At 67.6% G+C, this 23,701-nt stretch carries 26 protein-coding genes; 16 read left to right on the forward strand and 10 right to left on the reverse strand.

Annotated features, from left to right (window positions below; all coding sequences use genetic code 11):
* Nucleotides 1-53: 53 nt before the first annotated feature.
* The 4 genes from AC4PRM_RS10885 (at nt 54) to AC4PRM_RS10900 (ending at nt 4,989) form a co-directional block, all read left to right on the forward strand.
* Nucleotides 54-524, forward strand: a complete 471-nt coding sequence (locus AC4PRM_RS10885; protein WP_112863190.1) for a DUF305 domain-containing protein — start codon at nt 54-56, stop codon at nt 522-524.
* Between the two features lie 137 nt (nt 525-661).
* Entirely contained in the window at nt 662-2,524 is a 1,863-nt protein-coding gene (locus tag AC4PRM_RS10890; protein WP_112863189.1) for a copper resistance system multicopper oxidase, read from the forward strand.
* Entirely contained in the window at nt 2,521-4,044 is a 1,524-nt protein-coding gene (locus AC4PRM_RS10895) for a copper resistance protein B (protein ID WP_492039865.1), read from the forward strand. The genes AC4PRM_RS10890 and AC4PRM_RS10895 overlap by 4 nt, the downstream gene beginning before the upstream one ends.
* Nucleotides 4,045-4,215: 171 nt before the next feature.
* Nucleotides 4,216-4,989 carry an HAD family hydrolase gene (locus AC4PRM_RS10900; RefSeq protein WP_164952667.1) on the forward strand — a complete coding sequence of 258 codons (774 nt, stop codon included), beginning with the start codon at nt 4,216-4,218 and terminating at the stop codon, nt 4,987-4,989.
* 140 nt (nt 4,990-5,129) lie between these two features.
* Here AC4PRM_RS10900 and AC4PRM_RS10905 read toward each other — a convergent pair whose 3' ends face one another.
* The 5 genes from AC4PRM_RS10905 to AC4PRM_RS10925 all read right to left on the reverse strand — a co-directional run bounded on the left by AC4PRM_RS10905 (nt 5,130) and on the right by AC4PRM_RS10925 (nt 7,356).
* Complete coding sequence (locus tag AC4PRM_RS10905; protein ID WP_492039866.1) at nt 5,130-5,537, reverse strand: copper resistance CopC family protein; 408 nt, start codon at nt 5,535-5,537, stop codon at nt 5,130-5,132.
* 26 nt (nt 5,538-5,563) lie between these two features.
* Nucleotides 5,564-5,896 carry a hypothetical protein gene (locus AC4PRM_RS10910; protein ID WP_492039867.1) on the reverse strand — a complete coding sequence of 111 codons (333 nt, stop codon included), beginning with the start codon at nt 5,894-5,896 and terminating at the stop codon, nt 5,564-5,566.
* 154 nt (nt 5,897-6,050) lie between these two features.
* On the reverse strand, nt 6,051-6,629 hold the full coding sequence (locus AC4PRM_RS10915) for an RNA polymerase sigma factor (protein ID WP_492039868.1): 579 nt from the start codon (nt 6,627-6,629) through the stop codon (nt 6,051-6,053).
* Nucleotides 6,630-6,637: 8 nt separating this feature from the next.
* On the reverse strand, nt 6,638-7,075 hold the full coding sequence (locus AC4PRM_RS10920; protein WP_492040089.1) for a Spy/CpxP family protein refolding chaperone: 438 nt from the start codon (nt 7,073-7,075) through the stop codon (nt 6,638-6,640).
* Nucleotides 7,075-7,356: a hypothetical protein gene (locus AC4PRM_RS10925; RefSeq protein WP_492039869.1), complete on the reverse strand. Its 282-nt coding sequence runs from the start codon at nt 7,354-7,356 to the stop codon at nt 7,075-7,077. The genes AC4PRM_RS10920 and AC4PRM_RS10925 overlap by 1 nt, the downstream gene beginning before the upstream one ends.
* Nucleotides 7,357-7,472: 116 nt before the next feature.
* Here AC4PRM_RS10925 and AC4PRM_RS10930 point away from each other — a divergent pair, with 116 nt between their 5' ends.
* The 7 genes from AC4PRM_RS10930 to AC4PRM_RS10960 all read left to right on the forward strand — a co-directional run bounded on the left by AC4PRM_RS10930 (nt 7,473) and on the right by AC4PRM_RS10960 (nt 12,660).
* On the forward strand, nt 7,473-8,126 hold the full coding sequence (locus AC4PRM_RS10930) for a DUF2231 domain-containing protein (RefSeq protein WP_492039870.1): 654 nt from the start codon (nt 7,473-7,475) through the stop codon (nt 8,124-8,126).
* Between the two features lie 98 nt (nt 8,127-8,224).
* Nucleotides 8,225-8,770, forward strand: coding sequence for a YybH family protein (locus AC4PRM_RS10935; protein ID WP_492039871.1), 546 nt, complete (start codon nt 8,225-8,227; stop codon nt 8,768-8,770).
* Nucleotides 8,767-9,297 carry a DUF411 domain-containing protein gene (locus tag AC4PRM_RS10940; protein ID WP_492039872.1) on the forward strand — a complete coding sequence of 177 codons (531 nt, stop codon included), beginning with the start codon at nt 8,767-8,769 and terminating at the stop codon, nt 9,295-9,297. The genes AC4PRM_RS10935 and AC4PRM_RS10940 overlap by 4 nt, the downstream gene beginning before the upstream one ends.
* Nucleotides 9,294-10,016 carry a PepSY domain-containing protein gene (locus AC4PRM_RS10945; protein ID WP_492039873.1) on the forward strand — a complete coding sequence of 241 codons (723 nt, stop codon included), beginning with the start codon at nt 9,294-9,296 and terminating at the stop codon, nt 10,014-10,016. The genes AC4PRM_RS10940 and AC4PRM_RS10945 overlap by 4 nt, the downstream gene beginning before the upstream one ends.
* Nucleotides 10,013-11,119: a type III polyketide synthase gene (locus AC4PRM_RS10950; RefSeq protein ID WP_492039874.1), complete on the forward strand. Its 1,107-nt coding sequence runs from the start codon at nt 10,013-10,015 to the stop codon at nt 11,117-11,119. The genes AC4PRM_RS10945 and AC4PRM_RS10950 overlap by 4 nt, the downstream gene beginning before the upstream one ends.
* Nucleotides 11,116-11,610 (forward strand): isoprenylcysteine carboxyl methyltransferase family protein, encoded by a 495-nt coding sequence (locus AC4PRM_RS10955; protein WP_492039875.1) that lies wholly within the window; start codon nt 11,116-11,118, stop codon nt 11,608-11,610. Before AC4PRM_RS10950 ends, AC4PRM_RS10955 begins: the two co-directional genes overlap by 4 nt.
* Before the next feature lie 192 nt (nt 11,611-11,802).
* Nucleotides 11,803-12,660: an arylamine N-acetyltransferase family protein gene (locus AC4PRM_RS10960; RefSeq protein ID WP_492039876.1), complete on the forward strand. Its 858-nt coding sequence runs from the start codon at nt 11,803-11,805 to the stop codon at nt 12,658-12,660.
* A gap of 187 nt (nt 12,661-12,847) precedes the next feature.
* Here AC4PRM_RS10960 and AC4PRM_RS10965 read toward each other — a convergent pair whose 3' ends face one another.
* The 5 genes from AC4PRM_RS10965 to AC4PRM_RS10985 form a co-directional block, all read right to left on the reverse strand.
* Nucleotides 12,848-14,119: a type II restriction enzyme NmeDI-related protein gene (locus AC4PRM_RS10965; RefSeq protein ID WP_492039877.1), complete on the reverse strand. Its 1,272-nt coding sequence runs from the start codon at nt 14,117-14,119 to the stop codon at nt 12,848-12,850.
* Nucleotides 14,120-14,253: 134 nt separating this feature from the next.
* On the reverse strand, nt 14,254-15,186 hold the full coding sequence (gene copD, locus AC4PRM_RS10970) for a copper homeostasis membrane protein CopD (protein ID WP_492039878.1): 933 nt from the start codon (nt 15,184-15,186) through the stop codon (nt 14,254-14,256).
* Nucleotides 15,187-15,191: 5 nt separating this feature from the next.
* Nucleotides 15,192-15,554 carry a copper homeostasis periplasmic binding protein CopC gene (gene copC, locus AC4PRM_RS10975; RefSeq protein ID WP_492039879.1) on the reverse strand — a complete coding sequence of 121 codons (363 nt, stop codon included), beginning with the start codon at nt 15,552-15,554 and terminating at the stop codon, nt 15,192-15,194.
* Nucleotides 15,555-16,112: 558 nt separating this feature from the next.
* Nucleotides 16,113-16,319, reverse strand: coding sequence for a DUF305 domain-containing protein (locus tag AC4PRM_RS10980; protein WP_492039880.1), 207 nt, complete (start codon nt 16,317-16,319; stop codon nt 16,113-16,115).
* 48 nt (nt 16,320-16,367) lie between these two features.
* On the reverse strand, nt 16,368-16,613 hold the full coding sequence (locus AC4PRM_RS10985) for a hypothetical protein (RefSeq protein ID WP_492039881.1): 246 nt from the start codon (nt 16,611-16,613) through the stop codon (nt 16,368-16,370).
* Between the two features lie 241 nt (nt 16,614-16,854).
* Between AC4PRM_RS10985 and AC4PRM_RS10990 the strand changes: the two genes are divergently transcribed.
* From AC4PRM_RS10990 to AC4PRM_RS11010, 5 genes are all read left to right on the forward strand, one after another.
* Nucleotides 16,855-17,217 carry a hypothetical protein gene (locus AC4PRM_RS10990; RefSeq protein WP_492039882.1) on the forward strand — a complete coding sequence of 121 codons (363 nt, stop codon included), beginning with the start codon at nt 16,855-16,857 and terminating at the stop codon, nt 17,215-17,217.
* 121 nt (nt 17,218-17,338) lie between these two features.
* Nucleotides 17,339-18,697, forward strand: a complete 1,359-nt coding sequence (locus AC4PRM_RS10995) for a TolC family protein (RefSeq protein ID WP_492039883.1) — start codon at nt 17,339-17,341, stop codon at nt 18,695-18,697.
* The gene (locus AC4PRM_RS11000; RefSeq protein WP_492039884.1) at nt 18,694-20,178 is read left to right on the forward strand and encodes an efflux RND transporter periplasmic adaptor subunit; all 1,485 of its coding nucleotides are present in this window, start codon (nt 18,694-18,696) and stop codon (nt 20,176-20,178) included. Before AC4PRM_RS10995 ends, AC4PRM_RS11000 begins: the two co-directional genes overlap by 4 nt.
* On the forward strand, nt 20,175-23,324 hold the full coding sequence (locus AC4PRM_RS11005; protein ID WP_492039885.1) for an efflux RND transporter permease subunit: 3,150 nt from the start codon (nt 20,175-20,177) through the stop codon (nt 23,322-23,324). Before AC4PRM_RS11000 ends, AC4PRM_RS11005 begins: the two co-directional genes overlap by 4 nt.
* Nucleotides 23,321-23,698, forward strand: a complete 378-nt coding sequence (locus AC4PRM_RS11010) for a copper-binding protein (RefSeq protein ID WP_492039886.1) — start codon at nt 23,321-23,323, stop codon at nt 23,696-23,698. Before AC4PRM_RS11005 ends, AC4PRM_RS11010 begins: the two co-directional genes overlap by 4 nt.
* Nucleotides 23,699-23,701 lie beyond the last annotated feature (3 nt).

The following is a 23,701-nucleotide window of genomic DNA, read 5'->3' on the forward strand; positions in this document are numbered from 1 at the left end:
CGGCGTCGGCGAGAAGCCCCGTTGCAGATTTGCGAGTAGAGGAAGAACAATCGATGGAAAACATGAAGACCATGCACGCCATGAAGGGGAGCTACCGTTCCTTCGGCTTCGAGCTCGTCTTGGATTTCATCATCATGTACCTGGTGATGTACACGATGATCGCGTCCCTCAATCACTTCTATTTCAACCTCAACAACGTCTACATGACGCTGATGATGGTCTCGCCTATGGCGATCCTCATGCTGGTGTTCATGCGGTCGATGTATCCGTCGAAACGGACGAATCTGCTGATCGGCGGGGCTGCCGCCCTGGTGTTTGCGGTCAGCTTCTGGGGTATGCGGACCCAGGCGGCGGTGGGAGACACGGAGTTCCTGCGTTCGATGATCCCGCACCACTCCGGCGCCATCCTGATGTGCCAGCAAGCCTCGCTGACGGATCCGGAAGTGCTCGGTCTGTGCGAGGAAATCGTCCGCTCCCAGGAACAGGAGATCGCCCAGATGAAGGCTCTTCTGGCGCGGCGCTGATCCAGCGCTAGGCGACGGGAGTTTCCGGCCCGGTCGGCTCTGCGGCAGCGTGTCGCGAGGGGCGACCGGGTCGCCTGCGTAAAACCATATAGATCGTCGCCTCGCCGAGGCGCGGTTCTGACTTTGAGGAGTATCTTATGAAGCTGGATCGTCGACTGCTGCTGCGCGGCGCCGTCGCGGGCGGCGGTCTCGCCGCCTTGCAGGGCCTGATGCCCGCCTGGGCGCAGACGGGCTCGCCGGGGCTGCGGTCGGACCTGCCTACCCTGACTGGGCCGAATATCGATCTGACCATCGGTCAGACGCCCTTCACCGTGAACGGGCGCACCGCGACGGCCACGACCATCAACGGCGTGCTGCCGGCGCCGGTGTTGCGGCTGCGCGAAGGCCAGAACGTCCGTCTGGCGGTGACGAACACCCTGGACGAAGACACCTCGATCCACTGGCATGGGTTTCTTCTACCCTTCCAGATGGACGGGGTGCCCGGGATCAGCTTCCCAGGCATCAAGCCGCGCGAGACCTTCGTCTACGAGTTTCCGATCAGGCAGTCCGGCACCTTCTGGTATCACAGCCACTCCGGCCTGCAGGAGGCGCTCGGCCACTACGGGCCGATCGTCATCGATCCGGCCGGCGCCGATCCGGTCGCCTACGACCGCGAGCATGTGCTGGTCCTGTCGGACTGGAGTTTCATGCATCCGCACGAAATCCTCGACAAGCTGAAGAAGAGCCCCGGCTACTTCAACCGGCAGCGCACGACCCTGGCGGGCCTCTTCTCCGGCGAGGACCGCATGAGCCTGGAAGAACGGCGCATGTGGGGCCAGATGCGGATGGACCCGCGCGACATCCTCGACGTGAATGGGACGACCTACACCTATCTGATCAATGGACACGGCCCGCAGGAGAACTGGACCGGCCTGTTCCGACCCGGCGAACGGGTGCGACTGCGCATCATCAACGCCTCGGCCATGTCGATCTTCAACGTCCGCATCCCCGGCCTGCCGATGACGGTGGTCCAGGCCGACGGCGAGAACGTGCGTCCGGTCGAGACCGACGAGTTCCAGATCTCCGTCGCCGAGACCTATGACGTTATCGTCCGGCCGACCGAGGACCGGGCCTACACCATCGTGTCGGAAGCCATTGACCGTTCCGGCATGGGGCGGGCGACCCTTGCTCCGCGCCTGGGGATGACCGCCGAGGTTCCGCCGCTCCGCGAGGTTCCCAACCTGACCATGAAGGACATGGGCATGGGGGACATGGGCGGCATGGGCGGCATGGACCACGGCTCGATGGGGGGCCAGCCGGGCGGCGCCATGGCGGGGATGGATCATAGCGCCATGACCGGCGCCTCCGGCGGCACCATGGCCGGGATGGATCACGGCGCCATGGCGCCCCAGTCCACGGGTGCGATGACCGGGATGGACCACGGCTCCATGGCCGGCATGAACATGCGCGATCCCGCCAACGCCCCGCCGGACATGGCGGTGGGGGTCGGCGTGGACGCCATCGCCATGGCGCCGGCCAACCGCATGGGCGAGCGCCCGACGGGACTGGCCGACGTACCCCACCGCGTGCTGGTCTACACCGACCTGGTCTCGCTGACGCCCAACAAGGACCAGCGTCCCCCGTCGCGGACCATGGAGATCCACCTGACCGGCAACATGGAGCGGTTCATGTGGGGCTTCGACGGGAGGAAGTTCAGCGAACTGGTCGAGCCGATCCGCTTTGAGCGGAACGAGCGGGTGAGGGTGACCCTGGTCAACGACACCATGATGGCCCACCCCATCCATCTGCACGGCCACTTCTTCGAACTGGTGACCGGCGGACCGGCGGGCCACCAACCGCTGAAGCATACGGTCAACGTTCTCCCCGGCGGCAAGGTCACCTTTGACCTGACCGCCGACAATCCCGGGGACTGGGCCTTCCACTGTCACATGCTGATGCACATGCACGCGGGCATGTTCAACGTCGTCACCGTCCGCCCGATGTCAGGAGCCTCGTCATGATCCGTCGGTCCGTGGGTCTCGTCCCTCTGCTCCTCGCGGCCTCGGCCGGCCCGGTGTTCGCCCAGAGCCACGCCGGGCACGGCGCGGCGGCTAACGCCGTCCAGACCGCCGTCCAGCTGCCCGCCGGTTGCGTCCGGCGCGGCGCGCCGACGGCGGATCCGTCCCGCGTCGGAACGCCCGGGGCGCCGGTCTGCCCGACCGGCGCCGTGCCCGAGCGCGCGCCGGCGTCGGCGGATCCCCACGCCGGGCACGACATGTCGACGATGGGCCAGACCGCGCCCGCGCCGGCCATGCCGGCGGGACATGACATGTCGACCATGCAGAGCGGCCAACAGCCGGCCGCCGCCGGTCAGCCGGATCCCCACGCCGGGCACGACATGTCGACGATGCGGCAGACCGCGCCCGCGCCGGCCACGCCGGCGGGCCACGACATGTCGACCATGCAGAGCGGCCAGCGGCCGGCCGCCGCCGGTCAGCCGGATCCCCACGCCGGACATGACATGTCGACGATGGGCCAGACCGCGCCGGCGCCGGCCATGCCGGCGGGACATGACATGTCGACCATGCAGAGCGGCCAGCAGCCGGCCGCCGCCGCTCAGCCGGATCCCCACGCCGGGCACGACATGTCAACGATGCGGCAGACCGCGCCCGCGTCGGCCATGCCGGCGGGACATGACATGTCGACCATGGGGCAGATGCCCCCGGGTCATGACATGTCGGCCATGGCGATGCCGCCCGACGTGCCGACCAGCGCGGACAACCCGGGACGCCCTCCGGAAATGCCCCTTCCGCCCGGGGCGACCAGCGGCCCCGCTCACGCCGCCGATACCCTGTTCGATCCCGCGGAGATGGCGGCGGCCCGCGAACAGCTTCGCGTCGAGAATGGCGACGTGCGGACCACCGCGGTGATCATCGACCAGCTCGAAGCGAGTTTCGGAGACGGCGAAGAAGGCTACGCGCTGGACGCGCAGGGCTGGACCGGCGGCGACATCAACCGCTTCTGGTGGAAGTCGGAAGTCGAGGGCGACTTCGACGGCGAGGTCGAGGAAGCCGAGGTCCAAGCCCTTTACAGCCGGGCGTTCCGGCCCTTCTTCGACTTCCAGACCGGCCTGCGGCAGACCTACCGGCCCGAGGGCGACCGGACCGATCTGGTCGTCGGCATTCAGGGTCTGGCGCCCTACTGGTTCGAGGTCGATGCGGCGGCCTTCCTGTCCAACAAGGGCGAACTGACGGCGAGGGCGGAGGCCGAATATGATCAGCGGATCACCAATCGCTGGATCGTGCAGCCCCGGGCCGAGGTGGTGCTGTCGGCGGAGGACATCCCCGAACTCCGGATCGGGTCCGGCCTGTCGACGCTCCAGATCGGGGCCCGCTTGCGCTACGAGTTCCGCAAGGAATTCGCACCCTATGTCGGCGTCGAATGGACCAAGAGCTTCGGCAATACGGCGGACTTCCTGGAAGCTGACGGGCGAAGCTCGGAAGACACCCGGCTGGTCGTCGGCATTCGGGCGTGGTTCTAGCGAAGCGGCGGCGGGTCTTGTCTTGACGCCGGCGCCCCCACAGGCACGCAACGGGTCGGTTGTCAGGACGCCCCCGCCGGGGCTAGGGCCTCGCTACAGCCTGTGCCTTGCGCCGGCCGGTGACCGGCCCGGTGTTGTCCAATGACAGCGGGGCGGCGGATCCGGGCCGTCGTGATCGATCTGGATGACACCCTGCTCTCAGCCTATCGCCGCCCTGATCTGGCGTGGCGCAGCGTCTGTCAGGTATACCAGACCGAGCTTGGCGACCTCGCTCCGGACGTTGCAGCGCGCGCCCTGACGGAGGCGGGGCGGGCCTTCTGGAGCGATCCGGACAGCCACGCCGTGGGCCGCGCAGACCCGAAGCAGGCCCGGCGCGTCATCGCAGCCAAAGCCTTCGAGGCCTTGCGGCGCGACAGTAGTCCAACGGTATCTCCCGAGATCGCAGAGCGCATCGCCGACGCCTTCAGCCTCCATCGCGACCGGCAGATGCGGCTCGAACCCAAGGCGGACGCCGTGTTGGTCCAACTGCGGGACGCTGGATACCGGCTCGCGCTGCTCACCAACGGCGCCGGTCCACTGCAGCGCGCCAAGATCGAGCGTTTCGGTCTGGCTTCGCGTTTCCATCATATCCAGATTGAAGGCGAGGTCGGCGTTGGCAAGCCCGATCCGGGCGCGTTCAGGCGAGTGTTTGCCGCCTTGAACGTCGATCCGCCCGAGGTCTGTGTCGTCGGAGACAGTCTGGAATGGGACATTCGCCCGGCCAAGGCGCTGGGCTGTTTCACCATTCTGTACGACCCGGAGGCTGGCCAAGCTGTAGGACGCGGTTTCGGCGACGCCCACGTTGTGACCCGGACATTGGCGAGCTTGGCGCCCCACCTTCAGGAGCGTAGTTCGCCCCCCGGCCGGATGGATCGCGCCGGCCGGCGATCACGGCGCGCCGACTGAGCCCAGGGCTGAAAGACCATCGCGAGGGGTCAGCCGGGGAGCCGACCGCTGATCGACGACGGAAAAACGCCGCGCGGCAGGTCGCGCGGCGTTCCTTCCACATCCGGCTTCGGCCCCTCAGGAGGCGGGAGGCCGATCCCTCAGTGAACCATGAAACGGACCACGCCGTTCATCTCGTGGCCGTCGGTGCCCGTCGCGGCCCAGGCGGCGGAATACGAACCCGGCGCAAGCGGGGGTAGAGGCGCGGTCACCGTGGTCGCCGGCGGCGCCTCGGATGACACCACCACATCGACCGGCTGGCCCGCGGCGTTCGTCAGCTGGAGGGACGTCAGGCTCATGGCATGCGGAAACGTCGCCGAGAACGCCGTCGGGGCGGCAACCAGCATGGCGTTGTCCGCCGGCGCCGTGAGGACGCCGTTGGCCGACGCCTGCATGGCGGCGTGATCCTGCGCCGACATGCCCGCGTGCGAATGACTCTGGGCATGGGCGATCGAGACGGGAGCCAGCGCGGCCAGAGCAGCCAGGCTGGCGAGGATTGAACGGTTCATGGAAAAACTCCTGATACTTACGCGCACTATTGCTTGGGCGACATGGTCATGCCGTCCATCTTCGACATGTCGTGACCGGCCATCGGATCGGCGGGCGGCGGCGTTGGCGCGGGCGCCGGCGCGGGCCGGGCCGGTCGGGGGGCCGGGGCCCGCGGTGTGGCCCGCGGGGTCGTGGCCGGAGTCGGGGCGGCGGCCTGCGGCTGCGGCATCGGCTCGAGCGTGGCGACGGGGGCGGCGTCCATCGGGGCCGTCGCCGCGGCGTCCGGCGCCGTTTCGGCCTCGACCGGTTGAGGCTCGGCGGCCGGCTGGCAGGCGCCGAGGGTGACCGCCGCAGCGGCGACGAGGATCGAGACTCTCATGTGGCAAGCTCCTGAAAAAGAAAGGGCGACGGTCGGGTCGATTTCTAGCGACGCCTTCATACTAGATTACGCGGGCGCGCGCCGCAGCCCTCGCCGCCCGCGCCGATCGAGGGCCCCTAGCTCTGGTGCTCGGTTCCGGAGGGGCTCCAACCGATCACTCCGGAACGTTGCGGACGGCGGTCGCGCCACCCAGGGCGTCGGACAGCTTTCGACGGGCGCGCGCCACGCGGGTCTCCACCGTCTTGACGGAAACCCCGAGCATCCCAGCCGTTTCCGCCTGACTACGGCCATCGATCGCCGTGAGCAGAAGCGGAGCCTTGAGGTGCGGCGGCAAGCGGCTCATCGCCTCGTTCAGCCGGCCGAGCCGGTCGCCGGCCTCCATCCGGTCATGCGCTGACTCGGCCCCGTCCGGCACGGACATGGCTTCCGGCGACGACAGCTCGACGCCGCCCCGGATGAACCGTCGGACGAAACCACGGCGGCTCCAGTCCCGGCATTTGTTGAGCGCGATCGTCCGGATCCAGGCCTCGAAGGGCCGCGTCGGGTCGTAGCGGCGGATGTTCATCCAGGCCGCCGCATAGGTCTCCTGTAACAGATCCCAAGCGTCCTGCTCGTCGCCGACGTAGCGCCGGACGAAACGGAACAGCGCCGTCTTGGTCTGCCGCATCAACTCGCTGAAGGCCGCCCGGTCGCCGCCGGCGGCGCGGGTTGACAGGTCTGCTGGACTCTCCACCCGGAGGGCTAGCTTTCGTCGGGCGCGAGGGCGGCGACGATGCGGTCGTCGAAGACCTCAGCTTGGGCGGGCGTCAGCACCGACCGCATCTCGAAGACGTGAGCGATCGTCTCCTTCTGCAGGGCCCCCATGGCGACGTGGAAATGGTCCACCGCCGCCTGGACCTGGGGACCGTCGCCGTCGCTCTGTTCGATGGCGCGCGCCAATTCCAGGTTGGCCGCGCGGACATCGGCTTCGAGCGCGGGCCGGCGGGCCGCGAAGCGGCCTTCGACCGCCTCGATACGGGTCAGCTGGGCGGGCGAGAGCTTGAGGTCATGATGGACGATGTCGTGCAGGGACGGCGGCTCGCGCCGGCTCAGCACCCAGCTGGCACTGATCCAGGTGCCCGCGCCGCTGGCGATCGCGGCCAGCACGGCTGTCAGGACGATCGCCCGCCAGCCGCGCATCACCGGCCGGTTTCCAGGCGAACCAGGGGCGACAGACCCGCATCGACCGTGAAGATGGCCATGTCCCCAGGGGGTCTGGGGGCGGCGACCGCGCCGACGCCGCCCACGGTCAGGCCGGTGACCAAGGCCATGGCGACGGCCCCGAGGCGCAACTGCGAGGTCAGTCTTTCGCCGCGAAGCGCATCGACCCGGCTCCAGACGAGCGGCTCGAGTCCGTCAAGCGACCGACCGTCGGGCGTGGCCGCCGATCGCATCAGAAGATCACCCAGATTACGCGTCATCGAACACTCTCCTTGCGCCCCTAATCCCTACTACGCCGAAACGGGGCAAATCCCTCAAACGAGGGGATGGCCTCCCCGGTGCGTAGTTAGCAGAAGGGACGGGATGGGAGAGAACAATGTCGATACGCAAAATTCTGTCGGGGCTCGCCCTGGTGATGGCGCTGTCTGTCAGCACGCCGGCGTTTGCTCACGAGGACCATGACAAGCAGGCCGCGGCTCGCGCCCAGGCCGCCGCGCCGGCGGCCGCCGTTCCGGAAGGGGGCATGATGGCCATGCCAGGCATGGCACAGGACATGGACCACGGCGCCATGATGGCGGATGAGAGTCCCAAACCCATGCCCCAGCGTTTGTATCGCTGGCTCGGGGCCATGCATCCGGCGGCCGTGCATTTCCCCATCGCGCTGTTCCTCGTCGCAGCCCTTCTCGAGATCGCTGCCCTGACGCTGCGCCGGCCGGTCCTGACCCAGGGCACCCGCGTCATCATCGCCCTGGCCGCGATCTCCGCGATCGTCGCGGTGGCGCTGGGGTGGTTCGCCATGGGTCTCCCCGGCAAGGACGACGCGACCCACGCCTATCACCGGTGGCTCGGCAGTTCGATCGCCGTTCTGGGCCTGCTGAGCTGGTGGGCGAAGGAACACTGGGTCCGCCGACCGGGGCGCGGACGTGAGATGATCTACATCGGCCTATTGACGCTCACCGCCGCCGCCGTGATGGTCAACGGCCTGCTGGGCGGGATGCTGACTCACGGCGTGAGACATCTGATGTTCTGACGGCCCACGAGGGCGCTCGCCGTCCCGCCACATTGTTTTCGACCACTTCGGCCGGACCAGGACGCTTTCGCGGCCGCGGCTAACCAGGAGCTTGATCCATGTCGTTTCGTTCAGCACTCGCCGGATCGGCGCTCGCCGCCGTCCTCGTTACCTCCGCCCAGGCCCACGCCCAGGCGCCCCACGCTCACGCCCCCGGTTCGGCACACACCCCAGGCTCGGCACACGCCCCCGGCCATGCGCAAGCCGCCGATGAGACACAGGTCCGAACCGTCGTCACCGCCTACAAGGACGCCATTGTTCGGATGGACGTGTCACAAACGCCGGCTCTGTTCTGGGAGGACTCGGCGATTTTCGAGAACGGCGGCGTCGAGGGGACGTTCGCCTATTATCTCGAGCACCATCTCGGACCCGAGTTCACCGATCTGGCGGGCTTTGAGTTCCGTAACCACGAGATGACTGTGGAGATCGACGGCGACACGGCCTTTGTGAGTGAGACCTACACCTATCACATCACCTTCAAGGACACCGCGCGCGAACCGATCGAGCGCCGCGGCGTCGCCACCAGCGTCCTGCGCAAGCGGGGCGATGAGTGGAGGTTTGACATCTATCACTCTTCGGCTCGGCCCTTGCGCCGCGCGACTTGAAGACGCGCAACCGGGTTGCCTTGCCCATCGATCATCAGAGTAACGAGCCAATGATGAAGCCGCTTTCGCGCCGCTTTCTTTTGATCCTCGGCGTGAGCGCCTCGGCAGCAGCGGCCTGCGCTCAAACCCCGCGTCCTTCGTCCGCCCTCGCCGTCTACAAATCGCCCACCTGCGGCTGCTGCGGCGCTTGGGTCGAGCACATGATAGGGGCGGGGTTTCAGGCCCGGATAACTGAGTCCGCCGACCCCGGTTCGATACGCCGCTCGCATGGGCTTCCAGACTCTCTTGGATCCTGCCACACGGCTGTGATCGGGGGATATGTTCTGGAAGGCCATGTGCCGGCCGAGGATGTGCGCAGACTGCTCGCGGAGCGACCCAATGCGCTGGGCCTTGCGGTGCCGGCCATGCCGTTGGGATCGCCGGGGATGGAAGCGCCCGACGGCCGGCGAGAGGCCTATGAGACGTTGCTGGTTATGACCGGCGGCGGCACCCGCGTCTTCGCGCGGCACGGCCAGGCGGCGGCATGAAGGTTCTCAGGCTCTCCACCCAGCTGCACAAATGGATCGCGCTCGTCGTCGGTCTTCAAGTGCTGTTCTGGGTCGGCGGCGGTCTGGTGATGACCGCCATTCCGATCGAGACGGTGCGAGGCGAACATCGCGCTGTCGAACTCAAGCCGGGTCCGCTGGAGCTCGGTTCGCTTCCGGCTCTCGGCGAGATCGCCCGCCGCGCGGGCGTCGCGCCCGTCCAGGCGGAGCTACGCGCGACGCCGCGCGGTCCCGCCTGGACCCTGAAGCCGGCGGCGGGCGAGCCGGTCGTCGTGTCCGCCGCGACCGGCCGGCCATTCGGGCCGATGTCGACCGCCGAGGCCTCGGCCTTCGCCAAGGGCGCGTACAAGGGCGAGGCGCGGGTTTCCGGCGCGGTGCTTCTGGCGACGGCGCCCGAGGAGACGGGACGCACCGGACCGCTGTGGCGGGTGGACTTCGCCGACCGCGAAAAGACCTCCTTCTACCTGTCGCCGACGACCGGCGAAGTGGTGACGCGCCGCTCTGGCGTCTGGCGGATCTTCGACTTCTTCTGGCGTCTCCATGTCATGGACTGGAACGACGGCGAGGATTTCAATCACCCCCTGATCATCATCACCACAGCGTTGACGCTGAGCATTGTCGTGTCCGGCTTCATCCTGTTGTGGATACGAATTTCACGGGACGTGAAGACGGCGCGCGCGGCTCGAAGACGGGAGCCGTGACCCCGGCGACCGGTCCGACGCGGGGCTTGACCCCGGCGAGGGACGACGGCGACCGACCCCCTGAAGCGCGTCTCGCCGGCCTCGCCACCGCCTGGCCGCCCCATGTCCTGCGTCAGGAAGAGGTGGCGGCCAACGGGGCGGAGATGTTCGCCACCACCCACGGGGGCTTCGAGCGGCTGGCGCCGATCTATCGCAACGCCCTGATCGAGACGCGGCATTCGTGCGTGCCGATCGACTGGTATCTGAAGCCGCACAGCTCTTCCGAACGCAACGACCTGTTCCTGAAACACGCGGTCGAACTGATGGCCGAGTCGGCGGGACAGGCCCTGGACGATGCCGGTCTGACCCCCGACCAGATCGACACCCTCGTCACCGTCTGCTCGACCGGCATCGCCACGCCGTCGCTGGAGGCGCGCTTGATGCAGGTGATGCCGTTCCGGGCCGACGTGCGCCGCCTGCCGATCTTCGGCCTGGGCTGCGCGGGGGGCGTCATCGGCCTGGCCCGGGCCGCCGACATGGCCCGCGCGGAGCCGGGCAGCCGGGTGTTGTTGCTGGTGGTCGAACTGTGCGCCCTGACGTTCCGCTATCAGGATCGGTCCAAGTCCAATCTGGTCGCGACCGCCCTGTTCGGGGACGGGGCGGCGGCGGCCGTGGTTTCGTGTCGCGACGACGCGCGCGGACCGGTCATCGGCGCGTCCCATGAGCATACCTGGCCCGACAGCCTGGACGTGATGGGCTGGGACGTGGCCGATGACGGGCTGAAGGTCGTGTTCAGCAGGGACATTCCCAGCCTTGTCCAAGACGACTTCAGGCCCATCGCCGAGACCTTTCTCGCCGCGAACGGCCTGACCTCTGCCGATGTCGGCGGCTTCGTCTGCCACCCCGGCGGGGCCAAGGTCATCGAGGCGCTGGAGGATTGTTTCGCGCTGACCGCCGGTGCGATGGTCCACACCCGCGAGGTTCTGCGCGCCCACGGCAACATGAGCTCGGCGACCGTCCTGTTCGTGCTAAAGGCCGCACTCGAGGCGAAAGAGCCCGGCCCTCTGCTGCTGACCACCCTCGGTCCGGGCTTCACGACGGCGTTGATGCTGATCCATCCGTGACCTGGCTGGCGGTCGTTCTCAGCCTCGTCGTGATCCAGCGGCTCGCCGAACTGTGGCTGGCCGCCCGCAACACCCGTCGCCTGAAAGCCGCCGGCGGCGTGGAGATCGGCGCGGGCCACTATCCGCTGTTCATCCTGCTGCACACCGGCTGGCTCGCGGCCATCGCCGCCTTGGCGCCCTGGAACACCGCGCCAAGCCCCTGGTTCCTAGGTCTGTATCTGCTGCTACAGCTGGCCCGCGTCTGGGTCATCGCCACCTTGGGCCGGTTCTGGACCACCCGCATCATCAGTCTGCCGGGCGCGCCTCTGGTCAGGACCGGACCCTACCGGTTCGTGCGCCATCCCAACTATTGGGTGGCCTCGCTGGAGATCGCCGTCCTGCCGCTCGCCTTCGGCCAGGTCGGCGTCGCCGTGGGGGTCAGCGTGCTCAACGCGCTGCTGATCGCCTGGCGGGTGCGAGTCGAGGAGCGCGTCTTAACCGATAGGGGGTAGAGCGGCGCAGCGTTTGAAAGCGGCTGTCCATTGTCGAGAAGCATGGACCCTGACTCTGGCCTGGCCGCAGCGCGCCTGCCCTGGCGCTGGCGGACCCGGCGTCGATGCGGGCCCGGCGCAGCGATCCCATTAACCATTCTCCCGATGCTGGTCTGGGTCCTCCGGATCGAAACATAAAAGGATTTCAGCCCCGTGGACCTCGACGCCTACTTGCAACGTATCGGCATTCCACGACGCTGTGCGCCGGACCTGGCATTCCTGCGGCGCATGCATCGCGCCCATCTGCGGACTATCCCCTATGAAAACCTCGATGTGCTGCTCGGTCGCGAGCTAAGCGTTGATGGTGACAGAGCTTTTGACAAGCTTGTAAGGGGCAATCGAGGCGGTTGGTGTTTCGAGATGAACGCATTGTTCGCGGGTGCGCTCGAGGCGGCGGGATATCGTGTGAGAACCCTGGCGGCCGTCATCAAGCGTGATCGATGGAACCGTGCCGAAGAGGGAGTACATCCGCTCCTTCGTATTGATCTCGACCAACCCTACTTGGCCGATGTCGGCTTTGGCGATGGCCTGCGCGAGCCCATTCCACTTCGTTCTGGGTTGCATCGACAAGGAAAACTGAACTTCTGGCTAGAACCTCTCGATTCAGAATGGTGGCGGCTTCACAATCACGCGAATGCCAGCATCCCCTACTACGACTTTACCTTGGAGCCCGTAGATCGCGCGCGTCTGATCGCTGCGTCGGAATGGATGCGGACGTCCTCCGCTTCGCCCCACCTTCGCAACGCTGTTTGCCAGCGGCACCTCGACGGCGGCACGGTGCTGCTTCTGGGGCGCGGCCTATGCCGGCTGCAAGGCCAGCGAACAACCGTGCGCCTGCTCGACGGTGCAGAGGCTTATGTCGCCAGTCTTCGGCGGGTGTTCGGCATCGTCTGCCCCGAAGCCGCGGCTCTCTGGCCGCGCATATGTGCTCAGCATGAGAAGGTAGTCGCTGAAGCGACTTCGCGCGCCACTGGAAACACAGGCCGAGCTCGGTTGAAGGACGGGGGGTGACGGCGACCGCATCGCTATGTGTTCCGACCCATTCGTGTCGTGCGCGATTACTGGCCCGCGATCGTGAGCGACGCCAGGTTCGGCATCCCAACTATGGGTTGGCGTCGACAGAGATCGCCATCCTGCCGCTCGCCTTCGGCCAGGTCGGCGTTTTTCGCGGCGGTCTCCTTGTCGGTTATACGGCGGTTTAGATCAGGCGGTACGAAATATCGGTCAGCGCCCGGAGGTCTGTCCCGAAGCGGGCGATCGACTCCCGGTGTCGGTCGAGTTCGCCATATGGCAGGTAGCGCACGTCGAGGTCAGCGATCCGGCTGAAGGCCGGCCGCTGCAACTGTGCGCGAACATCCCCCTCCCGGCTATCCGGCGCCACGAGGAACAGTCCTGCAGAGGTGTGAAGCTCGCCTGACAGGGCGAGATCCAACATGCGCACCACACCGGAATAGATGGTCGTGGAATGCTCGACCTCAAAGGCGGCCGTCACGCGGTCCGCGCCAGCCTCCAGCCAGAGGACGTCGATGAGGCGGATCGACTCTGCGCCCGCGCCATTCGCCAGCGCCGCTGGCAAGTGGTCCAGACAACCTTGGCCGAGGCGCGCGCCCTCATGAATCCGGCCGCGGTCATTGGCGGCGATCCACACCCGGTAGCCCAGTGCCCGGCCCAGATCGCGGATCCAGGCCTGGATTTCGGTATGGGTGCGATCGGTCTCGCGTTGCTGCACCGCCCTCTTCTCGAATTTCAGGGCCTCGATGCGGCCTTCGGCAAACCGCTCGGACCACGCACGACTGGACAGGTTTTCCCCGTGCACGGGCGGAGCCGGATACCGTCCGGACCCGACGTCAAACAGGAAACCCGCGAGGGCGCCCAAGTCATTGGACAGCAGGTCGCGATACCGAGCGTTGAGGGCGAGGATTCCCTCTCGCATGGCCAGATAGTGCTCCCAGCTGCCCAGCTTCACTTTCGACCCAGTGATTGCGTTGTAACCATTAACGATGGCGGTGTTGAACGGCGGGGCGTAGGTGGGATGCAGGAAGTAGATCAGGTTCGCCACGGCCGGCCCGAGCCCCTTGATCTTGAGCTGATCAATCGTGCGGATGCCGGACAGTATCTCGGCGCCGGTTGAACAGCCGCTGCAGTGGTGCAGCAGACGCCCGAAGGCGCGCTGATTGACCGGGTTTTCGTAGATGTCGGGAATCCGGAGCTTGGGCTTCCAAAGGAAGGCGTGATCGGCGCCCCTGAAGATCTGGCGTTGCTCGGCGACGGAATGAACGATCGTCTCCAGTGACGAGCCGCGATAAGCGACGCCGAACCGGCCCGTCTCGATCTCCTCGACGACTTGGCCGATGCCCCGGCGGATGGATCGAAAATTCTTCAGTCGTTCATCCCACAGGAACCACGTCTGATAGGTCGCCGAAGGGTCGTCGCGCCACTGCTCGATAAGCTCTCGAAGTCGATCCGGCACGCCATCCCCCTCAGGACTCCACTACCCAATCTAGGCAGGTTGGCCCGGAAGCGCCAATGGATCGAACTTGGAGCGCGGCTCACCGCTCCCCGCGCGGGCTCCGGCGTAGTGGTCGGGCACGCGAGGTCCATGGCTCACATCGCCATGTCCATCGCCGAGACCGGCGCCAGCGTGCCCATGACCGCGACCAAGGCGAGAAGCGCCAGGGCGAGCAGGGTTTCCGCCACAAGGCTGCGTTTCAGGCGGCCCACCGCGACCCGGAGATCCTCCGGATCGTCCAAGGCGCTGGCGAGATCGGGGGTCAGGTGGAATCGATTCGCCGCAGCCAGGACCAGCATGAGCGCGAAGATGACCAGCTTGCCCGTCAACAGCAGGCCGTAGGGGGTGGTGAGAAGGCCGGACAGTCGGTCGGGTCCGACCAGGAACCAGCTGTTGACCAGGCCGCTCAGCACCAGGACGGCGACCGAGGCCGTGCCCACGCCGGCGAAGTCGTGCAGCGCCTGATGGAGGACCCGGTCGGCGGCCGGCGCGGGGCGGTGGCGAACCGTCAGGATCAGCAAGGCCACGAGCGCGCCGAGCCAGACCGCGGCGCCCCAGCTGTGGAGGATGGCCGCCGCCACATGGACGAGTCGTCCAGGTCCTTCCGTAGCGGCGCCGTGCCCCGTCCAGGCGAAACTAGCGCTCACGACCAGCCCGGCAACGGCAACGGCGATCCAGAGCCATCGGGAAGGCTTGGCCAGCACGAGGAGGAGCAGGGCGGCCGCGGCGACCAGGGCGCGCGCCAGGAAGGCCGGTCCCACGCTCGTGCCGGTGATCATGAAACCCAAGGTGGCGGGTTTCAGGCCCTCGGTGATCGAGCCGGCCATGACGGAGGTCTGGGCCACGAGCGCGGCGACCGAGCCCAGGGCGACAACGGCCGAGGCGGCGATCAGCAGCGGTCTGGGCCAACCGAGCGCCACCCCGTCCGACGCGCGCAGTCCATAGAGCAGGAACAGCGGCGTTCCCAGAAGGACGACCGCGCCCCCGTACTGCAAGAGCCGCAGCAGGATGACCAGACCGTCGAGCACGGAGCTCAGCGGACGGTGAAGGCTATGACGCCGGTCATGCGGTGGCCGTCCGCCGAGGCCGCGCGCCAGTTGAGGCTGTAAGCGCCGGCGGCGAGCGGACGGGCGGTCCGTCCCGACACGGTCTTGCCGTCCTCGGAGACGGTGGTGGTCACGGCGATTTTGGCGCCGGCGGCGTTGACCACTTCGAGGCCCGAGAACGCCGGCACCACGCGTTCGCTGAAGGTCACCGTGAGCGCCCGGGGAGAGGCGACGGTCGCGCTCGCCGCCGGGGTGGAGGCGACGACGCGAGCGTGGGCCTCGGCCTGGGTGGCGACCAACAGCAGGGCGCCGGCCGCGCCGACAAGGGAGAGGATTTTACGCGGGGTCATTCTGGATACTCCGAAAGCAAAGGGTTCAATCAGATATACGGCCATCCGCCCGGAATCCCTCACGCGCGACGGGCGGATCCCGGAATAGCAGAGCCGCTTGCGCCGGACGGACGGTTCCGTCGCCAGGATTTTCAAGCGCGGAGATTGTCTGGACAGTCACATCATCAGACTCTGTCCTGGACAAGGAGCGAAGTTCGCGCGCCCCTAAGGCCGACGTCGATCGACTGCCCGATGGCCCGGGCACGTTTCGTCGCATCAACCGGCGCAGTTCGCAAAGATCGTCCGGGTGTCATGACCGGCTACCGATACGAGTGGGGTCGACCGTTCAGTGATGTGCGCCGTGAGCGCCGCCTTGGAGAGGCCGGGTCGTCCGCCACGGCGTCAGCGCCGCCCATCACCTCCGTATGGGACCGGTCAGGCCGCTGGGGCGGCGAGGACGGTTGGCAAGCGGCCTTCCCTCAGTGGGAGGTTGAAGTACCAACCGTCGGCAGACGTGACTTCCGACGGGATCGCTCGACGTCGCCGATGCGAGCAAATTCCCCTGATCGACGGTTCGTGTCAGCGCTGGGTGGAGGCGGGGAGGTCGGGTGCCGTGGAGGGTGTGGGATTGCGTTCGAGGTCGGCGATGAGCGCGTTCATCTCGGCGATCTCGCGCTTTTGCGCCTCGATGATGCCGTCGGCGAGTTCGCGCACCCGCGGGTCGCGGATATGGGCGCGCTCGCTGGTCAGGATGGCGATCGAGTGATGCGGGATCATCGCGCGCATATAGTCGACGTCATTGACCGTCTCCTGGCTGCGGACGAGCCAGAGCGATCAGGCGAACACCAGGACGGCTCCGCCGATGATGGCCAGGTTCAGACGCTTGTCCGTGTACATCTTGAGCATGAACAGCAGCATGATGACGGCCAAGACCGCGCCCATCACCAGCGCCATCCAGGCCCGGGTCTCGCTGAACCGGGCGTGGTCCAGCTGGTAGGTGTTCAGATACATCAATCCGAACATGACGAGCGTGGATGTCGCGATCATCGCGGCGAACCGCAGATAGCTCTTGGCTTCCATGGTAACCTCCAGTCCTTCAAGTCGGGCCGAAACGTTCTTTCGACCAGACGGTTGCGGCGTTGAAGAAAGATCGCCAGACCAGACCTGTTCAGGTTATGTCGACGAGGGTATTCGGATCTCTCAAAACCTCGCGGCCCGGCCGCCCTGGAGAGGCCCGGTTCGTCCACTCTGCACCTTGTCCGAGCCCCGCCCCCAAGGCGTAGCTTGACACGGCGCCGCCACGGGCGTGCAATGACGAGGCATGTGGAACTTCGTTCGCACCCTTCTGTTCGCCTTGGCGATGGTCGGCTTTGTCGGTCAGGCGTCGGCGCATGCCACGCCGTTCGAAACCTTCGAAGCGACCGGTGTGATGGCGGAGATGGACTGCGCCGAGATGATGGTGATGACGGACGATACGGCGGGGAAGGGGATGGCTCCCTGCAGCGAGATGACGCCCGACTGTATCGCCAAGATGGGATGCGCCGCTGTCGCGGCCCCCGTTCCGCCGGCACCGGCCCTGTCTCGTCCGATGGCGCCGAACGCGATGAAGTTCGCCACCGCGAACGTCGTCCGGAAGGGGGCTGGGCCGCTCCCTCTCAAGGATCCGCCGAAACCGTTGGCGTAGACCGCTTTCGCTGATTGGAAGACCGTGCGCGCCGCTTCGCGGCCGCAGTGTTCCCTGATCCATTGAGCTCTACGCCTGTGTCTCGACCCGCGAGTCGACCGGGCGGATTCCGAGGAATTCCATGACTGTTCGTTTGAGGCCGGCGCTACGCATCCCTGCGTACCCGACGCCGCCCGACGCCCTGCCGTCCATCGCCCTCAGGCGAGCCACGGCTCCGGACATACAAACAGACGTCGCAGCGGCTTCCCGCTGGGCATTTCTGGCCGTGTCCGTCCTGATCCTGGCCGCCGGCACCGGGCCGGCCCGGGCCGAGCCACAGACGTTCGAAGAGGCCTTGGCGCGCGCCGCCGCTGATGCGCCCGGCCTGAGAGCCGGGGCGCTTGGCGTGGAGGCGGCGCAAGCCTCAGCTGAAGCCGCCGGGCGGCTGCCGGACCCACGTCTGAAATTCGGCCTTAACGGCTTCCCCGTCACGGGCCCCTCAGCGGGGCGCTTCGACGAGGTCATGATGACCAATGTCCAGGTCGGACTACAGCAGGACGTGCCCAGTCGTGCGCGGCGTCGCGCCGAACGCGGCATCGCCCGGGCGGACATCAACGTGGCCCGGGCCCGTGAGGACATCAGCCTTTGGCAGGTCCGGGCCGCGACGGGCCAGGCCTGGATCGACCTCCACTATGCCGAACGACGCCTGGAGGTGCTGGACGACCTGCTCGTCTCGCTTGAACCCCTGTGGGAGACCGCGCCCTCGGGCGTCGCCTCAGGGGCCAGTCGACCGGCTCAAATTCTGGGGCCCGTCGAACTGCGCGCCGCGCTCGACGATCGGCGCGATGGGTTGCGCGCGGATCTGGCGCGGGCGCGAGCGGAACTGTCCCGCTGGACCGGCGATCCGGTTCCGAGCGCCAGTGGTCCGCCTCCCGCCATCGATCTTGAGCCTGGAGCCTTCGATGTCGATCTCAACGGACTGCCGGCGCTACGCGCTTACGCCGCCTTTAGTGACCGGGCCGAGGCGGATCTCGATCTGGCCCGCGCCGGCCGCCGCCCCGACTGGTCGTTCGAAGCCAGCTACGCCCGTCGGGATCCGATGTTCGGCGATCTGGTCTCTGTCGGGGCGAGCGTGCGGCTTCCGCTGTTCCAGTCCAGCCGGCAGGAGCCGGTGATCGCGGCGCGCGCCGCCGACGCCCGGCGTGTCGACGCCGAACAGGAGGCTGCTGAGCGGCAATGGACGGCGATGCTGCGAGGTGACCTCGCCGACTATGAGGTCGCGCGAACCCGGTGGATCCGGGCACGGGACGTGGTTCTGCCCAATCTGCGCACCCGCGCCGATCTCGAAACCGCCAGCTACGGCGCGGGCCGGGCCGGGATCATGGATGTCCTCGACGCCTTCACCGCCCTGGCCAACGCCCGGCTGGACGCCCTCGACAAGGAGGCTGACGTGGCGCGCCGCGCCGTCGGCTTCACCCTGACCTACAGGAGCGACCAATGATCCGGTTTGAGCGCAAAAACCTTCGTCTTGCCGCCGCCGCCGCCGGACTGGTGCTCCTCGGCGGTGTCGCCGCTCTGGGACTGACGCGGCTGGGAGGAGGGGGCGCCGCGTCCGTTCCCGCAGCGGGCGAGCGTGAGGTGCTCTACTGGTACGACCCGATGGTCCCTGCCCAGAAGTTCGACAAGCCCGGCAAGTCGCCGTTCATGGATATGCAGCTGGTGCCGCGCTATGCCGACGACGCGGCAGGCGCGGCGGCGGGGGTTCGCATTGACCCGGCCCTGACCCAGAACCTCGGCGTTCGTTTCGCCACCGTCCGATCCGGCACCCTCGACGGCGATCTGAACGCCAGCGCGGTGGTGGACTACAACGAGCGTGACGTCGCCGTGGTGCAAACGCGCGCCAGCGGCTTTGTCCAAAGAGTCTACGGACGCGCCCCCGGCGACGTCATCGCCAGCGGTGCCCCCCTGGCCGATCTGCTGGTCCCCGACTGGGGTGGAGCCCAGCTCGAATACCTCGCGGTCCGGCGCACCGATGACGCCGCCCTGATCCAGGCGGCGCGGCAACGGTTGCTGCTGCTCGGCATGCCGGAGTCCCTGATCGCGGCGGTCGAGCGCTCGGGCCGTCCGCGCACCACGGTGACCGTCACCAGTCCGATCGGCGGGGTCATTCGAAGCCTCGGCGTGCGCGCGGGCATGACGGTGCCGGCGGGCCTGACCCTGGCCGAGGTCAACGGCCTGTCGACCGTGTGGCTCAATGCTGCGGTACCCGAGACCCTCGGCGGCCAGCTACGGGTCGGGCGTGCGGTCGAAGTGACCCTCGCGGCCTTCCCCGGGGAGCGCATGACCGGTCGTCTGATCGCCCTGCTGCCCGAGGTGGCGAGCGACAGCCGCACCCTGACCGCGCGGATCGAATTGCGAAACCCGGGCGGTCGTCTTCGTCCCGGCATGTACGGACAGATCACCTTCGGCGGCTCCACAACACCGGCCCTGTTGGTGCCGTCCGAAGCGGTGATCCGCACCGGTCAGCGCAATCTGGTGATGCTGGCGGCGGAGGGCGGACGCTATCAGCCGGCCGAGGTCCGGGTCGGGCGCGAGGGCGGGGGGCAGACCGAGATCCTCGCCGGCCTGCGCGAAGGCGAGCGGGTCGTGGCCTCGGGCCAGTTCCTGTTCGATTCCGAGGCCAGTTTGTCCGGCGTCGAGGCGCGGCCCCTCGATCGGGCCGCCGGACGGGCGGAGAGCGCTTCGACGCCCCCGATTTACCGGACCAGCGGCCGGGTGCAGTCGATCGCGGGGCGTTCGATCACCCTGGCTCATGGGGCGGTGCCGGCGCTTCAGTGGCCGGCGATGACCATGACCTTCGCCCTCGCCGAGCCGGTCAAATTGGACGGCATCCGGACGGGAGGTCAGGTCGATTTCGCCTTCGACATGGTCGGGGGCAAGCCCACCATCCGAAGCCTGACCCGTCGTGAGGCGGGCCAGTGATCGCCGCCATCATTCGCGCCTCGGTCAAGGCGCGCTTCCTCGTCCTGCTGGCCGCCTTTGCCCTGGTTGCCGCCGGCCTCTGGGCCGTGCGCAACACGCCGGTGGACGCCCTGCCGGACCTGTCCGACGTGCAGGTGATTATCCGCACCTCCTACCCCGGCCAGGCCCCGCAGATCGTCGAAAACCAGGTCACCTATCCGCTGGCGACCACCATGCTGTCGGTGCCCGGCGCCCGAACGGTGCGGGGCTATTCCTTCTTCGGCGACAGCTATGTCTATGTGCTGTTCGAGGACGGCACCGACCTGTACTGGGCCCGCTCGCGGGTGCTGGAATATCTCAGCCAGGTCCAGGCTCGCCTGCCCGACACCGCCCGGCCCGCACTCGGTCCGGACGCCACCGGGGTCGGCTGGGTCTATGAATATGCGCTCGTCGATCGCACGGGTCAGCATGATCTGTCGCAGCTGCGCAGCCTGCAGGACTGGTTCCTGCGCTACGAACTCAAGACTGTCCCGGGCGTGGCCGAGGTCGCCAGTATCGGCGGCATGGTGCGCCAGTATCAGGTGGTGCTCGACCCCGCCAAGCTGGCCGCCTACGGCGTCACGCACCAGCAGGTCGTGGCGGCGATCCGGCAGGGCAATGGCGAGGCCGGCGGGTCTGTCATGGAGCTGGCCGAGACCGAATATATCGTTCGCGCCAACGGCTATCTGACCACATTGGATGACTTCCGCGCGGTGCCGATCCGCACGGCTGCCGGCGGGGTGCCGGTTCAGCTGGGCGATGTGGCCACGGTCCAGATCGGTCCGGAAATGCGGCGCGGCATCGCCGAGCTGAACGGCGAAGGGGAGGTGGCCGGCGGGGTGGTGATCCTGCGCTCGGGCGAAAACGCGCGTGCGGTGATCACGGCGGTGCGCGAGCGGCTGGAAACCCTCAAGGCCGGCCTGCCGGCCGGGGTCGAGGTTGTGACGGTCTATGATCGCTCGCAGCTGATCGATCGCGCGATCGAGAATCTCAGCAGCAAGCTGCTCGAGGAGTTCTTCGTCGTCGCCCTGGTTTGCGGCCTGTTTCTTTGGCACGCGCGCTCGGCCCTGGTCGCCATCATCACCCTGCCGCTGGGGGTGCTGGCGGCCTTCATCCTGATGCATCTGCAAGGCGTCAACGCCAACATCATGTCGCTGGGCGGCATCGCCATTGCCGTCGGGGCCATGGTCGATGCGGCCGTGGTCATGATCGAGAACGCCCACAAACATATCGAGCGATGGGAGCACGACCACCCCGACGAGACCCTCGCCGGCGAAGCCCGCTGGCGGGTCATTACCGAGGCGGCGGCCGAGGTCGGGCCGGCCCTGTTCCTCAGTCTGGTGATCATCACCCTGTCGTTCATTCCGGTCTTCACCCTGCAGGCCCAGGAGGGCCGGCTGTTCGCGCCGCTGGCCTTCACCAAGAGCTATGCCATGGCGGCGGCGGCGATCCTGTCGATCACCCTCGTGCCGGTGCTGATGGGCTATCTGATCCGCGGGCGGATTCCGGCCGAGCAGAGCAATCCGATCAACCGCTGGCTGACCCACATCTACCGGCGACCGCTCGACTGGGTGCTGCACCGTCCCCGGGCAACCCTGTTGATCGCGCTTGCGGTGTTCGCCACCTCGGCCTGGCCGATCAGTCAGCTGGGCGGCGAGTTCATGCCGCCGATGGACGAGGGCGATCTGCTCTACATGCCGACCGCCCTTCCGGGACTGTCAGCGGCGAAGGCCTCAGAACTGCTGCAACAGACCGACCGGATGATCCGCACCGTGCCCGAGGTGGAGACCGTGTTCGGCAAGGCCGGACGGGCCGATACGGCGACCGATCCGGCCCCGCTGGTGATGTTCGAGACCACGATCCGCTTCAAGCCACGCGACCAGTGGCGACCCGGAATGACGCCGGAGAAGCTGGTCGAGGAACTGGATGCGGCGGTGCGGGTGCCCGGGCTGGCCAACATCTGGGTGCCGCCGATCCGCAACCGCATCGACATGCTGGCGACGGGGATCAAGAGCCCGATCGGGGTCAAGGTCTCCGGGGCCGACCTCCAGGCCATCGACCGGATCGCCGCCCAGGTCGAGGCGGTGGCCAAAAACGTACCCGGTGTCAGCTCGGCCCTGGCCGAAAGGCTGACCGGCGGGCGCTATATCGATATCGACATCGATCGACAGGCGGCGGGCCGTTACGGTCTCAATATCGCGGACGTCCAGAGCATCGTGGCCGGAGCGGTCGGCGGCGAGACCATCGGCCAGACGGTCGAGGGCCTGGCCCGCTATCCGATCAGCGTCCGCTATCCGCGCGAGATCCGCGACAGCCTGTCCGAACTTCGCGCCCTGCCGGTGCTGACGCCCTCGGGCCAGCAGATCACCCTGGGCACGGTCGCTGACCTTCAGGTCACGGACGGTCCGCCGATGCTGAAGTCGGAGAACGGTCGACCCACCACCTGGGTCTATATCGATGTCCGCGGCCGCGACCTGGCCTCGGTGGTCGGCGATCTGCAGACGGCGGTGGCGAACAAGGTGACGCTGACCCCGGGCGTGAGCATCGCCTACTCCGGGCAGTTCGAATATCTGACCCGGGCGGCCGAGCGGCTGAAGATCGTGGTGCCGGCCACCCTGCTGATCATCTTCGTGCTGCTGTATCTGACCTTCGGGCGGTTCGACGAGGCGGCCCTGATCATGGCCACCCTGCCGTTCGCCCTGACCGGCGGTGTCTGGCTGCTGTATCTGCTGGGCTACCACCAGTCGGTCGCCACCGGGGTCGGCTTCATCGCCCTGGCCGGGCTGTCGGCCGAGTTCGGGGTGGTGATGCTGATCTATCTGAAGACCGCGCTCAACGACCGGGGCCCCAATCCGGGGCCCGTTGAGGTCGAGAACGCCGTCCGTGACGGTGCGCTGCTGCGGGTCCGACCCAAGGCCATGACCGTGGCGGTGATCCTGGCCGGTCTGTTCCCGATCCTGATCGGCCACGGCGCCGGTTCGGAGGTGATGAGCCGCATCGCCGCCCCGGTCATCGGCGGCATGCTGACGGCACCATTGCTGTCCATGCTCGTTATTCCCGCAGGCTATCTGCTGCTGAGACGCCGCAGGTCTCGTTCGAACACATCAACCCAAGGAGAATCACCATGAATCACGCCCTGATCCTGTCGGCCGCCGCCGCCCTCGGCTTGAGCGCCTGCGGTCAATCCGAGACCGCGCCGCCTGCCGAGACGGCACCCGCTGCTGAAATGCCGATGGCGTCGGACATGTCCGGCATGCCGATGGCGGGAGGGCAGGCCGCCATGACCGGTGCCGGCACAGGCACGATCACGGCTGTCGATGCCTCGGCCGGCACGGTCACCATCGATCATGGCGCGATCCCGGGTGTGGGCTGGCCGGCCATGGCCATGACCTTCACGGCGCCGGCCGCTGTGCTGGCGGACGCCAGGGTTGGAGACCGGGTCGCCTTCGACGTCTCGGTGCATGACGGGGTCAATGAGGTCACCGCCCTGCGCGCGCAGTAGTCG

It is taken from the genome of Brevundimonas sp. DW-iso22, assembly GCF_058725425.1.

Excerpts from the sequence above, each read along its gene's own strand:
- AC4PRM_RS10890 (WP_112863189.1), top strand. The coding sequence starts at position 662 with ATGAAGCTGGATCGTCGACTGCTGCTGCGCGGCGCCGTCGCGGGCGGC.
- AC4PRM_RS11010 (WP_492039886.1), top strand. The coding sequence starts at position 23,321 with ATGAATCACGCCCTGATCCTGTCGGCCGCCGCCGCCCTCGGCTTGAGC.
- AC4PRM_RS10985 (WP_492039881.1), bottom strand. The coding sequence starts at position 16,613 with ATGGAAGCCAAGAGCTATCTGCGGTTCGCCGCGATGATCGCGACATCC.
- AC4PRM_RS10905 (WP_492039866.1), bottom strand. The coding sequence starts at position 5,537 with ATGAACCGTTCAATCCTCGCCAGCCTGGCTGCTCTGGCCGCGCTGGCT.
- AC4PRM_RS10895 (WP_492039865.1), top strand. The coding sequence starts at position 2,521 with ATGATCCGTCGGTCCGTGGGTCTCGTCCCTCTGCTCCTCGCGGCCTCG.
- AC4PRM_RS10925 (WP_492039869.1), bottom strand. The coding sequence starts at position 7,356 with ATGACGCGTAATCTGGGTGATCTTCTGATGCGATCGGCGGCCACGCCC.
- copC (WP_492039879.1), bottom strand. The coding sequence starts at position 15,554 with ATGACCCCGCGTAAAATCCTCTCCCTTGTCGGCGCGGCCGGCGCCCTG.
- AC4PRM_RS10995 (WP_492039883.1), top strand. The coding sequence starts at position 17,339 with ATGACTGTTCGTTTGAGGCCGGCGCTACGCATCCCTGCGTACCCGACG.
- AC4PRM_RS10920 (WP_492040089.1), bottom strand. The coding sequence starts at position 7,075 with ATGCGCGGCTGGCGGGCGATCGTCCTGACAGCCGTGCTGGCCGCGATC.
- AC4PRM_RS10885 (WP_112863190.1), top strand. The coding sequence starts at position 54 with ATGGAAAACATGAAGACCATGCACGCCATGAAGGGGAGCTACCGTTCC.
- AC4PRM_RS10910 (WP_492039867.1), bottom strand. The coding sequence starts at position 5,896 with ATGAGAGTCTCGATCCTCGTCGCCGCTGCGGCGGTCACCCTCGGCGCC.
- AC4PRM_RS10990 (WP_492039882.1), top strand. The coding sequence starts at position 16,855 with ATGTGGAACTTCGTTCGCACCCTTCTGTTCGCCTTGGCGATGGTCGGC.
- AC4PRM_RS11000 (WP_492039884.1), top strand. The coding sequence starts at position 18,694 with ATGATCCGGTTTGAGCGCAAAAACCTTCGTCTTGCCGCCGCCGCCGCC.
- AC4PRM_RS10935 (WP_492039871.1), top strand. The coding sequence starts at position 8,225 with ATGTCGTTTCGTTCAGCACTCGCCGGATCGGCGCTCGCCGCCGTCCTC.
- AC4PRM_RS10980 (WP_492039880.1), bottom strand. The coding sequence starts at position 16,319 with ATGCGCGCGATGATCCCGCATCACTCGATCGCCATCCTGACCAGCGAG.
- AC4PRM_RS10930 (WP_492039870.1), top strand. The coding sequence starts at position 7,473 with ATGTCGATACGCAAAATTCTGTCGGGGCTCGCCCTGGTGATGGCGCTG.
- AC4PRM_RS10945 (WP_492039873.1), top strand. The coding sequence starts at position 9,294 with ATGAAGGTTCTCAGGCTCTCCACCCAGCTGCACAAATGGATCGCGCTC.